Below are 14,639 nucleotides of genomic sequence, written 5' to 3'. Positions count from 1 at the left end.
CGGGGACGGATAGGAACACCTTGCCCGCTTCGGTCGCGACGAGGAAGCACACGACACCCGCCAGACAGGCCGCCCCGTTGCCGTCACGTGCGAAGCCGGTCGCGACACCGATCGCGAACAACAGCCCGAGATGCGAGAAGATCGCGTCCCCGGCTGCGCTCAGGAACGCGATGTCGAGCAGATCGGGCTGGCCGAGACGCAGCAACAGGCCGGCGATCGGCAACACCGCGATCGGCAGCATGAGCGCACGGCCGAGCGGCTGCAGGGCTTCGAGTATCGACTTCATGCGGCAAACTCCCGGGCGAGCGTTCGGACTTGGGCGGCGGAGGTGCAGGCGAGGCACGCGGTCGCGTGCGCGCGGCAGGCATCCATGCCGAGCGTGGCGACCAGCGCCTTGATCTCCGGAATGATCGCCGGTGCGCAGGAGAGTTCGGTGACGCCGAGGCCGATCAGGATCGGTACGGCAAGCGGTTCGGAGGCCAACCCCCCGCAGACGCCGGTCCAGCGTCCATGGACCGCGCCACCCTTGCAGGTCTGCGCGATGAGGCGGAGGACGGCGGGATGGAGCCCGTCGATACCCGACGCGACCGCCGGATTTCCGCGATCCATCGCCAGCGTATATTGGGTGAGATCATTGGTGCCGACCGACAGGAACTCCGCCTCGCTGGCGATCAGATCCGCGGTCACCGCCGCGGCGGGAGTCTCGATCATGACGCCAACCGGGACGCGATCGGGCAGATCGAGCTCGGCGGCGATCCGGTCGACCGCGGCGCGGACTGCGCGCAGCTCGTCGAGGCTGGCGATCATCGGCACCATGATCCGGCACTGACCCGTGGGGCGTACCGAAAGAATCGCGCGAACCTGATCCTCGAGCATCTGCGGATAGGCGAGCCCGACGCGGATGCCGCGCAGGCCCAGCGCTGGGTTTTCCTCGGCATCCATCGGCAGATAGGGCGCGGGCTTGTCGCCGCCGATATCGAGCAGCCGGACGATCAGCGGGCGACCGTCGAGCGCGTCGGCGATCGCCTGATAGTCGGCGGTCTGTTCGGCAACGCTCGGCGCGGACTCGCGTTCGAGGAACAGGAATTCGGTGCGGAGAAGGCCGGAGCCCTCCGCCCCGTTGTCGCGCGCGAGACGGGCATCGCCGATCGATCCGAGATTGGCGAACGCCTCGATCCGCGTCCCGTCGGCCATGCGGCAGAGTTCGCCGGCGCGCGCGAGCATGTCGGCGCGGCGCATCTCGGCCTGCGCAAGCCGGACCTGTGCGGCGACAAGCGTGTCCGCGTCGGGATCGACGCGCATGAGCCCTTCGCTCGCCTCGAGGATGACGGGCGTGCCGTCCGCCAGCGGGGCAAGCGCGGGGCCGACCGCGACCAGAGCGGGCAGGCCGATCGTCGCGGCGAGGATGGCGACATGCGACGTCGGCCCACCGCGCGCGACGCACAGGCCGATGACCGTCGCGCGGTCGAGCGCGAGAATGTCGGATGGCAGCAGGTCGTCGGCGAGCAGGATCGTCTCAGGCGGAAAGACCGGGACGGTCGTCTCGACGCCTTCGAGGACCGCCAGCAGCTGGCGTTCGAGGTCGAGCATGTCGTCCGCGCGCTCGGCAAGCCGTGCATCGGTGCCGGCACGCAACGCGTCGGCAAGCGGCCGGATCGTGGCGCGCCAGGCGTGGCCCGCGCTCTTGCCCGCGGCGATCTGCGACTGCGTCCCGTCGCGGAGCGCGGGATCGTCGAGCATCGCCGCATGCGCCTCGACGATCGCCTTCTGCGCGCCCGCGCTATGGCGGGTCTGCTCGGCAAGCCGCGCGGCGAGCGTCGTGATCGCGCTCGCGAACCGCTCATTCTCGACGGCGATGCCCTGGCCCTGTTCGGAAACCACGATCTCGGCATGGCGGAACCAGCGCGCCTTGCCGACCGCGAGGCCCGGTGCAGCGGTCACGCCGAGCAGTGCGCCGTCGATCGCCGCACGCACCGGGCTGGCTGCTGCCGGGGCCGGGGCGGGTGCGGGAGTGGTCTCGTCCATGCCGCTGAGGATCAGCGCCGCGATCGCGTCGAGCGCGTCGGCGGCGTCGGGGCCCCGCGCACCGAGCGTGATCGGGTCGTTGTACCGCACCCCGAGCGCGAGCAGCCCGATCGGGCTGAGAATGCTGGACGTGTTCGCATCGCGCGTGACCGTGACGTCCGCGGTATAGCGTTTCGCGAGCGCCCCGAGCCGCGCGGCGGGGCGCGCGTGAATCCCGTGCGCAAGCGGCACGGTGATCGTCCGCGTCAGGATTTCGCCCGAGGCCGCGCCACCTGCGACTGCGTCGGGCCGGATGTCGGCTACCGGTTCGATCGTCATCAGCGGGTCGCCGAGCGCGACCTCCCGGTCGGTCGTGCACTGCGTGATGGCGAACCGGTCGGGGTTTACGACGATAATCGGCGTGACGACGGCGCGTGCCTCGCAGACGAGCAGGTCGAGATCGAAGCGGATCAGCGGCGCGCCCGTAACGACCCTGTCGCCGACCGCGACGCAGGGCGAGAAGCCCCGACCACCGAGCGCGACGGTATCGAGCCCGATATGGATCAGGATCTCCGCGCCTTCCGCAGTGCGCAGCGTGATCGCATGGCCGCTGTCGAGCAGCGTCAGCACGGTCGCGTCACAGGGCGCGTAGAGCCCGTCGCCGGTCGGATCGATCGCGACGCCGTCCCCCAGCATGCGGTCGGCGAAGACCGCGTCGGGGACCTGATCGATGGGCAGCGCCCAACCCTGCATCGGCGCGCTCAGGAGGATGGGAGCCATGGGGTCGTCCTTGGTGCCGTAAGGGGGGTAAAGCGGGGCGCGGTCAGGCGGACGGAACGCCGCCGAACCAGGTGCCCAGGGGGTGGAGATCGTGCGTCAGCCGCACCCAGTCGGCACGCTGCCCGGGCGCAAGCGCCCCGCGCGTGTCCGACAGGCCGAGAAACGCAGCCGGATAGGTCGACGCCATCGCGGCGGCGACTTCGGGCGCAAGGTCGAGCCGCGCGACCGCATTGCGAACAGCACCGGTCATGTCGAGATCCGATCCCGCCAGCGTGCCGTCCGCGCCGACGCAGCGGCCATCCTCGACATGGATCGGCCGCCCCTGGATCGTGAAGGACTTATCCGCCGCGCCGACACAGGGCATCGCGTCGGAGACGAGCATGAACCGGTCATGCGGGCGGCTGCGCAATGCGATCCGCAACGCGGCGTCATCGACGTGAAAGCCGTCGACGATGATCCCGCAATAGACCGACTGGTCGTCGAGCGCTGCGCCGACCACGCCGGGCGCGCGGTGGATCAGCGGCGACATCGCGTTGAACAGATGCGTGACGCCGGTGATGCCCGCAGCGATGCCCGCGGCGGCGGTTGCGTAGCTCGCGTCGCTGTGACCGATGCTGACCAGCACTCCGGCGGCGGTGAGCGCGGCGACCTGATCGGCGGTGACGCGTTCGGGCGCGAGTGTCAGCATGACGCGGCCGCGGCGGGGACGCGTCATCAGTTCCATCAGATCGTCGTCGAGATCCTGGAAGCGCGACGCATCATGGATGCCCTTGCGGGCCGCACTGATGACCGGACCCTCGACATGAATGCCGACCACGCCCGGCACGCCGGCATCGATCGCGGCGTCAACCGCATCGAGCGCACGCGCGATCACGTCGGGCGTGTCGCTGATCAGCGTCACCATGAACGCGGTCGTGCCGTAACGGGCATGCGCCGCACCGATGGCGGCGATCCCCTCGACCGTGGTGGCATCGTTGAACAGCACGCCGCCGCCGCCATTGACCTGCGTGTCGACGAAGCCGGGCATGATCCAGCCCCCGTCGAGGTCGATCGTCTCCACGGCCGTGCCCGTAGCGGGCGCCGCGTCGAGGCTGACGATCCGGCCGTCTTCGACGACCATCGTCGCGTCGGTGAGAACAGCGGCCGGCGTGACGATATGGCCGTTGGAAAACCGGAAAGTCGTCATAGCGTGCGCGTGACCTTGGCAAGATGCGAGGGCGCGTCGGGATCGAACCCGCGCGCCACGGAAAGGGCGTTGACGAGCTTGTAGAAGCTCTGGATCATCAGGACCGGCTCGATTGCCGGATGCGCGGTGAGCGCGGGCAGCGTCGCGTCGCCAGCCTGCGCGTCGCGTGCGGCATCGGCCAGCAGAACGCAGGCGCCGCGCCCCGCAAACTCTGCCGCGGCGTCGCGCACGCCGTCGCCGGCCGCGTCGGAGGTCGCCAGCGCGAGTAAGGGGAAACCATCCTCGACGAGCTGCATCGGGCCGTGGCGCACCTCGGCCGAGCTGAAGCTCTCGGCGTGAAGCGCGCAGGTTTCCTTCATCTTCAGCGCCGCCTCGTTGGCGATGCCGAAGCCCGGTCCGCGCGCGATGACGAAGAGGTTGGTGGCGGTACGCAACGGTGCGATCGCGCTTGACCAGTCGAGCGCCCATGCGCGCTCCAGGTCAGCGGGGAGTGCCGCCACCGCGTCGCGCAACGCATCGTCGTCGGCCCATTCCGCGGTGAGTGCCGCCAGCGCCGCCAGCGCGCAGATATAGGATTTGGTCGCAGCGACCGAGCGCTCGGGACCGGCCTTGAGCGCGATCAGCGTGTCGGCGGCGGCGGCGAGCGGCGACGTCTCGTCATTGACCAGCGCGACGACATGCGCGCCGCCTGCCTTCATCGAGGCGACCGTCGCGAGCAGATCGGGGCTGCGGCCGCTTTGCGAGATGGCGATGCAAAGCGTCGTCTGCGCGGAAAGCTCTGCGTCATACAGCGACACGACCGAGGGGGCGGCGGCCGCGACCGGGATGCCGGTCTTCGTCCAGATCAGGTATTTGCCGTAAACCGCGGCGTGATCGGACGATCCGCGGGCGCAGGTAACGACCACCGCGGGCGGTGCGGCCCGCAGCTTTGCGCCGAGTGTCGTGAAGGCGTCGGCATTGGCCGCGAGCAGCCGGGCAACCGCGGCACCCGATTCCGCCGCTTCGCTGAACATCAGCGTGGCTTCCGGGTCGCGTGCCGCCAAGGGGGCGGGGGGGGCGTTGGTCATGACAGCTCGCTCTCAGGATCTTGCACGGTGACCGTATGGCGGCCTTCGTCGTTGGATTATGCCAAGCGTAAGTTATAGATTGGTCTTATTCAAGCGTGTGTTTCTGCGTAAGCATATGTGACAGCTGGCGGATGCGGTCCGTACTGGTCGCGGTGCGGTTCGGCGCGGCGAAACCGAATCGCACGTCCACCGGATCGGCACCGCCGGCGATCGGCTGACGGCACGAGGCGTGGACTTCGGTGATGCCGGTGCGCAGCAGTGCAGGCAGTGATTGCGGGGAAACGCCGCTGCCCGCGAGGATGATGATGCGTCCGGCGGCTTGGCGATGCAGGTCAGCCACTGCCTCGACCCCGTCGATCGCCTTGGGCGTCCCACCCGAGGTGAGAACCCGGTCGAAGCCGAGTTCGATCGCGGTGTCGAGCGCGGCGCCAAGATCGGAGCACACATCGAAGGCGCGGTGCAGCGTCAGCGACAGCGGTCTGCCGCGCTCGCTGCCGAGCATCCGTGCGTGCGCGATCAGCTTGGCCAGAGTTGCCGCGTCGAGCCGGTGGTCGGCCAGGGTTGCGCCGATCACGATGCCCGCGAGCCCGGCGTGCGCAGCGGTGACGATATCGTCGGCGATCAGCGCGATTTCGCGCGGGGTGTAGGCGAAACCGCCCTCACGCGGGCGCACGAGCAGGTGCGCGGGGAGGGGGCCCTGCGCCGCCGCGCGGATCAGCGACGCAGGCGGCGTCAAGCCGCCGACTGCGAGCGCGGCGCACAGCTCGATCCGGTCGGCGCCGCCCTCCACCGCGGCATCGATGCCGTCGAGATCCTCGACACAGACTTCGAGCGTCATGGCGTCGCGCATCATGTGGTCAGCTCGCGAACAAGGCGCGCGCCTTCAGCACCGTGGTGCTGCCGCGCGCGTCGGTGACGGCGTAGGTAAAGCCCGGCAACAGGCAGAAGGCCCCGACCGCGCCCTTTGTATCGAGCGCGAGGAAGCCGACCTGCACGCCGCGTATCGCGTCGCCGCGCAGCCGCGCGATGTGGCGGACCACCTCTTCGCAGGCCTGTTGCGGTGACGCGCCCGCGCGCATCGATGCGACGACGCGCGCCGACCCTGCGACACGCGTGACCTCCTCGCCCAGCCCGGTCGAGGTCGCGCCGCCGACGCCGGCCTCTACATAGAGTCCCGATCCGACCTGTGGCGAATCACCGACCCGGCCGCGCATCTTGAACGCCATGCCCGATGTGGTGCAGGCGCCGGCCATCCGCCCCGTCGGATCGCGCATCAGCAGGCCGATCGTGTCATGGTCGAGCGCGCCACCGGGCGTCCGCGTGATGCGGTTCTCGCTATTGGCCTCGGGGCGATAATCCGCGGTCTTCAGCCAGTCGCGCCACGCCTTTTCCGCCTCGGGCGTCAGCAGCGACTCTTGCTTAAAGCCCTGGTCACGCGCGAACCGCGTCGCGCCTTCGCCGACGAGCATGGTATGCGGTGTCCGCTCCATCACCCGCCGCGCGACGGAGATCGCGTGCATCGTGTTCTCGAGCGCTGCGACTGCGCCGACGCCGCCCGCATCATCCATGATGACCGCATCGAGCGTGACATGGCCGTCGCGGTCGGGATAGCCCGAATAGCCGACGCTGTGATTGTCCGGATCGGCTTCGGGGACCATCGCGCCGGCCTCGACCGAGTCGATCAGCGATCCGCCGGCGCGTCTGCGGGCAAAAGCGGCGGCGTTGGCTGCAGCACCGAAATCCCAGGTCGACACGATCAGCGCAGGCGCAGGGCCGCCGGTTGCGGCGCGCGCGCGGGCGATCGGCGCAACAAAGGGCAGGGCCGCTCCAATACCACCAAACGCGGTCAGCAACGATCGTCTCGTCTTCATCAGCAGCCCCCTGTTGTCACCCTGGCGCCCAGTCGTATCGCAAGTCACGGCAGTCGACCAGTCGTATGGCCATTTTACAACATCCGGTCCGAAACGTTACACAGTGGTCTTACTAAGGTATTGACTGAGACCCGATTATGACCAAAACCTTACGAAGGAGACGGGGGCAGGCGACAACGCTGGCCCAAACAAGGGTTTTTAGTATGAACGTGCGTAATTCGGCGTCTTATATGGCGCTTGCGGGGGCACTGATGGTGTCCGCGACCCCGGCGATTGGACAGGTCACGCCGGCACAGGCCGAGGCTACCACGCCCGCGGAGGCCAAGGTCGAGGCGGATGCGGCGACCGCGACCAGCGCCGTCGACGCGCCGCCTGCCGAAGACCGCGCTGGCGGGGGCGACATCGTCGTGACCGGATCGCGCATCCAGCGTCCGAACATGACCTCCGCCGCACCGATCACCTCGGTCACCTCGCAGGACATCCGCGCCCAGGCTGCGGTCAATGTCGAGGACGTCCTCAACCGCCTGCCGCAGGTCGCGCCCGACAGCCAGCAGACCTATAATGATTCGGACGGCCGGCAGCGGATCAAGCTGCGCAGCCTCGGGTTCGAGCGGACGCTCGTCCTCATCGACGGCAAGCGCCTCGGCACGCAGAACGGGCAGGACGTGGGCATCATCCCGCCGTCGCTGCTTGAGCGCGTCGACGTCCTGACCGGTGGTGCGTCGTCGGTCTACGGGTCCGATGCCGTCGCCGGCGTCGTCAACTTCGTCCTGAAGAAGGATTTCGAAGGCATCCAGCTCGACGGAAACTATAATTTCTACAACCACAACAACAAGGACACGGTGGTCTCGTCGCTGGCACGCGCAGCCGGCTTCAACAGCCCGCGCGGCCTGACCAACGATGGCGGCCGCGCCGACGTCACGCTGACCGCGGGCAAGAAGTTCTTCGACGGGGCGCTGCGGATAAACGGCTTCGTCAACTACAAGCATACCGACGAGGTCCTGCTGTCCGAGCGGTCTAACTCGGGCTGCTACCTTACGCAGACGAGCCTCAACGCGCCGATCTCGTGCGGCCTGACGCCGAGCAGCTCGACGAGCGGCCTGATTTCGCCGCTCGACAGCAAGGGCGTCGCGACGGGGCAGTATGTCAACAACCCCAATGGCACGCGCACCTTCGTGCCGTTCGGCACCGGCGCGGGCAATGCGTCGAACTATTTCAGCAACTATGCCTATCAGCGCCCGTCCGAGCGCGTGAATGCGGGTGGCTTCGTCAGCCTCGACGTCGCGCCGGACGCCGAAGTCTATGCATCGGGCATCTGGTTCCGCGACAAGTCGTATAACAACTACCCGGCGATCGCGGGCGGCAACGTCCAGGTGAACTGCAACAATCCGTTCCTGTCGGCTTCGCAGGCCAGCACGATCTGCGGTGCGGCAGCGGGTACCGCGGCGTTTGCGCCGATCGACATCCGCTATCGCCTTGGCGAGGGCAATGACCAGCCGGACAGCTATCTGAACACCGGTCTGCGCCTGACCGGCGGCCTGCGCGGCAAGGCTGGCGATGCATGGACCTATGACATTGGCGGCGTCTATGCGCGCAACAAGCAGGACTACACGCCGAGCTTCGTCAACGCGGCCAATCTGCGGAATTCGCTGAACGTGGGCGGGACGCTCGCGGCACCGACCTGCGCAGGGACCACGGACGCCGCCTGCGTGCCGTTCGACGCGTTCAGCGCGGGCAACACTAATCCGGCGCTGATCGACTATCTCTACGACCGCGGCACGTCGACCACGATCGGTACGCTGTATGACGTGCAGGCGAACATCACCGGCGATCTCGGCAAGTACGGTGTCACCTCGCCGTTCGCCGAGCAGGGCGTCGCAATCGCGCTCGGCACCGAATATCGCAAGGATACGCTGAAATCGACCGCCGACAGCGTCTACCGCGCCGGGCTTGGTGGCAATGACACCTATCTCAAGCAGGACGTCTGGGAGGCCAATATCGAGGTCCAGGCGCCGCTGATCGAGCACAAGCCGTTCGCGGAACTTTTGCAGGCCAATGGTGGCTATCGCGTTTCGAAGTACAGCAGCAATTCGAGCAGCTTCAACACGTGGAAGATCGAGGGCATTTACGCCCCGGTCAGCGACCTGACGTTCCGCGCCTCGTTCAACAAGGCGCAGCGCGCGCCGACCGTGACCGAGATCCGGCAGGCGACCAATGTCGATTTTGCCCGTGGCGGATCGGGCACGTTCAACGATTTCTGCGCACCGACCGTGACGACCAACGCCGCTGGCGGCGTGACCTATGGCACGCCCGTCGCCTCGCGTGAGGTCTGCCGCGCGACCGGCCTGTCCGACGCGCTGTACGGCAGCCCGACGCTGATCTGTCCGGGGGATGCATCGACGGGGGCGACCGGATGTACGGTTCGCTCGGGCGGTTTCGAAGCCGATCCCGAAACGGCTTATACCCAGACCTATGGCCTGATCGTGAAGCCGCGCTTCGTGCCCGGGCTCGTCTTCTCGGTCGATCGCTACAAGATCAAGATCGACGACTCGCTCGGCTATAACGACTTCAGCTATTACACCGATGGCTGTCAGCGTTCGAACGGCGACGCGTTCTTCTGCCAGGGCATCGTCCGCAATCCCGGCACCGGCACGCTCTACTCGAACGCGGCGAGCAACCCGACGACCGGCTTCATCCGCCAGGGCACGACCAACTTCTACAAGTCGATCGCCCGCGGCTATGACTTCCAGGCGCAGTACACGCTCGATCTCGCCAGCGTCGGCAAGATCGACTGGAACTTCAACGGCTCGCTGACGACCTTTGCAGGTGGTCAGGACTCGCCGGTCCAGCCGACCCGCAACTGCGCAGGCTATTACGGCAATGGCTGCGGTCAGCTGATCCCGAAATGGTCGCACGGCCTGCGCGCGACCTATACGACGGTCGACAAGGGGTTCAGCGCGTCGTTCAACTGGCGCTATGTCGGTTCGCTGACGAATGCGGACAATTCGGGTGATCCGGCGATCGGCGGCACGCCCGAGCGCGAGCGGACCAGCTATTTCCGCGTCTCGCCGAAGAGCTATTTCGATCTCGCGCTCAACTTTGCGATCGACAAGGCGTTCTCGCTGCGCCTGATCGCGAACAACCTGCTCGACAAGAGCGCGCCGATCGTCCCCGATTCCTACAATGTCGCGCTGGCACGGACCAACACGATCCCGCAGCGCTACGACTCGCTTGGTCGCAACCTGGCGGTTGGTGCCACCGTCCGGTTCTGATCCCGTACCCCCACCTCAAGGCCCGCCGGAAACGGCGGGCCTTTTTTTATGCGCGCGTTCGGGGATGAAGAGGCGGGTTCGTGCTTGCGGGCGTGGATCGCATGGTCTAGCGAAACCGCCGCTGCCCGGGGCTTGAAGCCTGCAGGGCGGTCGTGCGGGTGTGGTGGAATTGGTAGACGCGCTGGACTCAAAATCCTGTTCCGAAAGGAGTGCCGGTTCGACCCCGGCCACCCGCACCACCTTTACTGTTTAAGAGCCCGGGCGACCGAGACCAGTCGGCCCGGCTCCACGGCTACGAAGCCGGAAAAATCTGAACATCGTCGAAGCGAAGCCCCGCACGAGCGCCACGCTCGGGCAAGCGACCGCTCGTGTCGATCTCGACGGCGATGTCGTCGACACGCGCCTCGACGCGCCACGTACCACCCCGCTTGTGCACGGCGCCGACGACGATCGACAGCGCACCGGGATCGTCATCCCCCAATAGCGCCTCGTGCGGGCGGAAGTGCAGTTCGGCCGGTCCGTTGGCGAGCGCCTTCGGAGAAACGTCGAGCGCCTGTCCGTGATGCAGGACGCGGCCATCGACGACCGTCACCGGGATACGGTTGGTCTCCCCGACGAATTCGGAGACGAACGGCGTGGCGGGCATGTCATAGACTTCGCGCGGGGTCCCGATCTGTTCGATGACACCGCGGTTCATGATGACGACGCGGTCGGCAAGCTCGAGCGCCTCCTCCTGGTCATGCGTGACGAACACCGAGGTCAGGCCAAGCCGGTCGTGCAGCTCGCGCAGCCAGCGGCGCAGGTCCTTGCGGACCTTGGCATCGAGCGCGCCAAAGGGTTCGTCGAGCAGCAGCAGGCGGGGCTCGACTGCGAGCGCCCGCGCCAGCGCGACACGCTGGCGCTGACCGCCCGAGAGTTGTGCTGGATAGCGATGGCCAAGATCGGGCAGCTGGATCAGGTCGAGCAGTTCGGTGACGCGCGCGCGGATGTCTGCCTTTGCCGGGCGATCGCGGCGGGCACGGACGGTCAGGCCGAACGCGATGTTGTCGGCGACGGTCATGTGACGGAACAGCGCGTAGTTCTGGAACACGAAGCCGATCTGGCGTTCGGCAGCGGGCGTCCCGGTCATGTCGGCGCCGTCGAACAGGACATGGCCGCTATCGGGGAAGTCGAGCCCCGCGATCATGCGGAGCAGCGTCGTCTTGCCCGAGCCTGACGGGCCCAGCAGCGCGAGGAACTCGCCCGGACGCGCTTCCAGGCTGACGTCGTTCAGCGCGGCGAACTGGCCGAACCGCTTAGATACGGCGTCGATGACGATACTCAATGCGCACTCCTTGCCTGATGATAGCCGAACCGCCATTCGAGCAGGCTCTTCAACACGAGCGTGACGAGCGCGAGCGACGCGAGCAGCGATGCCACCGCAAACGCGCCGACGAAGTCATATTCGTTGTACAGGATCTCGACGTGGAGCGGCATGGTGTTGGTCAGGCCGCGGATATGGCCCGACACCACCGACACCGCGCCGAATTCGCCCATCGCACGCGCGTTGCAGAGCAGCACGCCGTAGAGCAGGCCCCAGCGGATATTGGGCAGGGTGACATGCCAGAAGGTCTGCCACCCCGACGCGCCGAGCGACACCGCGGCCTCTTCGTCGTCGCGACCCTGCTCGGCCATCAGCGGGATGATCTCGCGCGCGACGAACGGAAAGGTGACGAACACGGTGGCGAGCACGATGCCCGGCACCGCGAAGATGACCTTCCAGTTGTGCGCGATCAGCCACGGCCCGAACCAGCCCTGAGCGCCGAACATCAGTACGAAGATGAGGCCGGCGACGACGGGCGACACCGAGAAGGGCAGGTCGATGAGCGAGATCAGCAGGCTTTTCCCACGGAAGTCGAACTTGGTGATCGCCCAGGACGCGACGACGCCGAACACGCAGTTGAGCGGCACCGAAATCGCCGCGACCAGCAGGGTCAGCCGGATCGCCGCACGCGCGTCGGGCTGGCCGATTGCGTCGACGAACATCGGCCAGCCCTTGGCAAAGGCCTGAACGAACACGACGACGAGCGGCAGCGCGAGGAAGAGTGCGAGGAAGAGGAGACCGACGCCGATCAGGATCCGCCGGGCGACGGGGCTTTCGCTGGACGCGGCGCGGGTCATTTCGCGCTCCGCTTCGTACGCCACGCCTGGAGCAGATTGACCAGCAGCAGCATCGAGAAGGAGGCGACCAGCATGACGCACGCGATCGCGGTCGCGCCGGGATAGTCGAACTGTTCGAGCTGGGTGACGATCAGCAACGGCGCGATCTCCGACTTGTACGGCATGTTGCCCGCGATGAAGATGACCGAGCCATATTCGCCGACGCCGCGCGCGAAGGCGAGCGCGAAGCCGGTCAGGAGCGCGGGTGCGATGGCGGGCAGGATGACCTGGCTGAACGTCTGCCACCGGGTTGCCCCGAGCGTCGCTGCGGCTTCCTCGACATCGGCGCCGAGGTCGGCGAGCACGGGCTGGACCGAGCGCACGATGAACGGCAGGCCGATGAAGATGAGCGCGACGACGACGCCGAGCGGGGTGTAGGCGACGCGGATGCCGAGCGGTGCGAGCAGCGACCCGATCCAGCCGTTTTCGGCATAGAGCGACACCAGCGCGATGCCCGCGACCGCGGTCGGCAGCGCAAAGGGCAGGTCGACCGCGGCGTCGACGAACTTCTTGCCCGGAAACTCATAGCGCGCGAGGATCCAGGCGATCAGCAGGCCGAACACCGCGTTGACCGACGCGGCCAGCAGCGCGGTACCGAAGCTGAGCTTGTAGGCGGACAGCGCGCGCGCCGAGAGCCCGACCGCGACGAACCCGTCCCAGCCAAGCCCCGCCGCGCGCAGGAAGATCGTCGACAGCGGGATGAGCACGATCAGGCATAGCCAGACGATCGTCAGCCCCATCGTCAGCCCGAACCCGGGAATGACCGACCGTCGCGCGCGGCGAGCGCGGCCGGGCCTGGCGCCGAGGCGCGCGACGTCAGCCACCGACGAGGATCCGAACGATCGCATTCCCGATCAGCGCTTCGGACCCGAATAGATCCGGTCGAACACGCCGCCGTCTGCAAAGAAGCGGGCCTGCGCAACCTTCCATCCACCGAAATCGCGAATGGTGCGCATCTCGATCTTCGGGAACAACGTCGCATAGCGCGCCAGCACCGCAGGATCGCGGGGGCGATAATAGTTCTTGGCGACGATGTCCTGGCCCTCGGGCGTGTAGAGGAACCGGAGATAGGCCTCAGCGACCTTCTCGGTACCGTGCGCCTTGGCATTGGCGTCGACGACCGCGACCGATGGCTCGGCGAGCACCGAGATCGACGGCACGACGATGTCGAACTTGCCGCTGCCGAGTTCCTTTTCGGACAGGAACGCCTCGTTCTCCCAGGCGATCAGCACGTCGCCGAGCCCGCGCTCGACGAAGGTGGTGGTGGCGCCGCGTGCGCCCGAATCGAGGACCGGGACATGGCCGTAGAGCTGCGAGACATAGGCCTGCGCGGCGGCGTCGGATCCGCCCCCGGCCTTCTTCCCATAGGCCCAGGCCGCGAGGAAGTTCCAGCGTGCACCGCCGCTGGTCTTGGGGTTGGGCGTGATCACCTGGACGCCGGGTTTGACCAGATCGCTCCAGTCGCGAATCTGCTTGGGATTGCCCTTGCGGACCAGGAACACGATCGTCGACGTATAGGGCGCGCTGTTGTCGGGCAGGCGCGTTTCCCAGTTGGCGGGCAGCAGCTTCGCACGCTCGGCAATCGCATCGACGTCATAGGCGAGCGCCAGCGTGACGACGTCGGCGCCCAGGCCGTCGATCACCGCGCGCGACTGCTTGCCCGATCCGCCATGGCTCATGTTGAACCGCACCGTCTGGCCGGTGTCCTGCTTCCACTTGGCGGCGAACGCGGTGTTCACCGCCTTGTAGAGTTCGCGGGTCGGATCGTAGCTGACGTTGAGCAACTCGACCGATCCGTCCTTGCCCGTGCTCGAGGGCGACGAGCAGCCCGCGACGATCGCAGCAAGCGCCAGGCCGATATGCGTGCGGTTCAGTCTCATCCAGTCCCTCCGGTTCGCGTAATCCCTATCGCGTCGGTAGTGGTGGGGAATAGCCGCAAAGCTTGGCCATGCCAAAGCCTGGGTATCCGGCAGGCGTCACATCTGCAGCGGATCGGCATAGCCGGTGAGCTCGAGATAGCCGCTGCCGCCCGCCGTGCGGACCGCGCCTTCCCAGTAGACGGGCATGCCGCTGCGGCGGGCATCGAGCTCCTGATCGGCGAACAGCGGATCGAGGCGGAAGCGGCGGACCCCTTCGGGGAGGCGAATGGTGAGGCGTTGCGTCACGGGGTAGAGCGCCCCGGTGCGCGGCGAGCGCCACTGGCGGAGCGGATCGAACCGGACGTCGGCGGGCGCGAACCGGACGACGCGACCATCCGCAC

Annotated in this window: 11 protein-coding genes, 1 tRNA gene and 1 pseudogene; 2 read left to right on the top strand and 11 right to left on the bottom strand. The window is 67.5% G+C overall.

From position 1 onward, the window contains the following. The 6 genes and pseudogenes from sphsw_RS20195 to sphsw_RS02635 all read right to left on the bottom strand — a co-directional run. Positions 1–286 (bottom strand): annotated as a pseudogene (locus sphsw_RS20195) (PTS transporter subunit EIIC); the annotation flags it as partial. Further along, positions 283–2,784 (bottom strand): phosphoenolpyruvate--protein phosphotransferase, encoded by a 2,502-nt coding sequence (ptsP, locus tag sphsw_RS02655; RefSeq protein ID WP_031439250.1) that lies wholly within the window; start codon positions 2,782–2,784, stop codon positions 283–285. The pseudogene sphsw_RS20195 and the gene ptsP, both read right to left, overlap by 4 nt. A gap of 43 nt (positions 2,785–2,827) precedes the next feature. Next, positions 2,828–3,970 (bottom strand): N-acetylglucosamine-6-phosphate deacetylase, encoded by a 1,143-nt coding sequence (gene nagA / locus sphsw_RS02650; protein WP_031439249.1) that lies wholly within the window; start codon positions 3,968–3,970, stop codon positions 2,828–2,830. Next, a complete protein-coding gene (locus sphsw_RS02645; RefSeq protein ID WP_042466387.1) occupies positions 3,967–5,037 on the bottom strand; it encodes an SIS domain-containing protein in 1,071 nt (356 codons plus the stop codon). Before sphsw_RS02645 ends, nagA begins: the two co-directional genes overlap by 4 nt. 85 nt (positions 5,038–5,122) lie before the next feature. After that, positions 5,123–5,875 carry a copper homeostasis protein CutC gene (locus tag sphsw_RS02640; protein ID WP_197975262.1) on the bottom strand — a complete coding sequence of 251 codons (753 nt, stop codon included), beginning with the start codon at positions 5,873–5,875 and terminating at the stop codon, positions 5,123–5,125. A gap of 19 nt (positions 5,876–5,894) precedes the next feature. Beyond that, a complete protein-coding gene (locus sphsw_RS02635) occupies positions 5,895–6,908 on the bottom strand; it encodes a N(4)-(beta-N-acetylglucosaminyl)-L-asparaginase (protein ID WP_031439246.1) in 1,014 nt (337 codons plus the stop codon). A 203-nt stretch (positions 6,909–7,111) separates the two neighbouring features. Between sphsw_RS02635 and sphsw_RS02630 the strand changes: the two genes are divergently transcribed. Beyond that, on the top strand, positions 7,112–10,180 hold the full coding sequence (locus sphsw_RS02630; RefSeq protein ID WP_031439245.1) for a TonB-dependent receptor domain-containing protein: 3,069 nt from the start codon (positions 7,112–7,114) through the stop codon (positions 10,178–10,180). Positions 10,181–10,334: 154 nt separating this feature from the next. Beyond that, positions 10,335–10,419, top strand: a tRNA-Leu gene (locus tag sphsw_RS02625). A gap of 53 nt (positions 10,420–10,472) precedes the next feature. Here sphsw_RS02625 and sphsw_RS02620 read toward each other — a convergent pair. The 5 genes from sphsw_RS02620 to sphsw_RS02600 all read right to left on the bottom strand — a co-directional run. Beyond that, positions 10,473–11,504 (bottom strand): sulfate/molybdate ABC transporter ATP-binding protein, encoded by a 1,032-nt coding sequence (locus sphsw_RS02620; protein WP_031439244.1) that lies wholly within the window; start codon positions 11,502–11,504, stop codon positions 10,473–10,475. Further along, positions 11,501–12,340: a sulfate ABC transporter permease subunit CysW gene (gene cysW, locus sphsw_RS02615; protein ID WP_031395573.1), complete on the bottom strand. Its 840-nt coding sequence runs from the start codon at positions 12,338–12,340 to the stop codon at positions 11,501–11,503. The genes sphsw_RS02620 and cysW overlap by 4 nt, the downstream gene beginning before the upstream one ends. Then, positions 12,337–13,203, bottom strand: coding sequence for a sulfate ABC transporter permease subunit CysT (gene cysT, locus sphsw_RS02610; RefSeq protein ID WP_042466400.1), 867 nt, complete (start codon positions 13,201–13,203; stop codon positions 12,337–12,339). Before cysT ends, cysW begins: the two co-directional genes overlap by 4 nt. Positions 13,204–13,233: 30 nt before the next feature. Next, positions 13,234–14,259 (bottom strand): sulfate ABC transporter substrate-binding protein, encoded by a 1,026-nt coding sequence (locus tag sphsw_RS02605; RefSeq protein WP_031439241.1) that lies wholly within the window; start codon positions 14,257–14,259, stop codon positions 13,234–13,236. A 96-nt stretch (positions 14,260–14,355) separates the two neighbouring features. Next, positions 14,356–14,639 (bottom strand): lipocalin family protein (locus sphsw_RS02600; protein WP_031439240.1); only part of this gene is annotated, 284 nt, incomplete at its 5' end.

The organism is Sphingomonas sp. FUKUSWIS1 (assembly GCF_000733135.1).
Lineage (GTDB): Bacteria > Pseudomonadota > Alphaproteobacteria > Sphingomonadales > Sphingomonadaceae > Sphingomonas > Sphingomonas aerolata.
This window is presented reverse-complemented; position numbering and strand designations above follow the sequence as displayed.

Excerpts from the sequence above, each read along its gene's own strand:
- sphsw_RS02645 (WP_042466387.1), bottom strand. The coding sequence starts at position 5,037 with ATGACCAACGCCCCCCCCGCCCCCTTGGCGGCACGCGACCCGGAAGCC.
- sphsw_RS02630 (WP_031439245.1), top strand. The coding sequence starts at position 7,112 with ATGAACGTGCGTAATTCGGCGTCTTATATGGCGCTTGCGGGGGCACTG.
- sphsw_RS02605 (WP_031439241.1), bottom strand. The coding sequence starts at position 14,259 with ATGAGACTGAACCGCACGCATATCGGCCTGGCGCTTGCTGCGATCGTC.
- sphsw_RS02635 (WP_031439246.1), bottom strand. The coding sequence starts at position 6,908 with ATGAAGACGAGACGATCGTTGCTGACCGCGTTTGGTGGTATTGGAGCG.
- nagA (WP_031439249.1), bottom strand. The coding sequence starts at position 3,970 with ATGACGACTTTCCGGTTTTCCAACGGCCATATCGTCACGCCGGCCGCT.
- sphsw_RS02640 (WP_197975262.1), bottom strand. The coding sequence starts at position 5,875 with ATGACGCTCGAAGTCTGTGTCGAGGATCTCGACGGCATCGATGCCGCG.
- ptsP (WP_031439250.1), bottom strand. The coding sequence starts at position 2,784 with ATGGCTCCCATCCTCCTGAGCGCGCCGATGCAGGGTTGGGCGCTGCCC.
- cysW (WP_031395573.1), bottom strand. The coding sequence starts at position 12,340 with ATGACCCGCGCCGCGTCCAGCGAAAGCCCCGTCGCCCGGCGGATCCTG.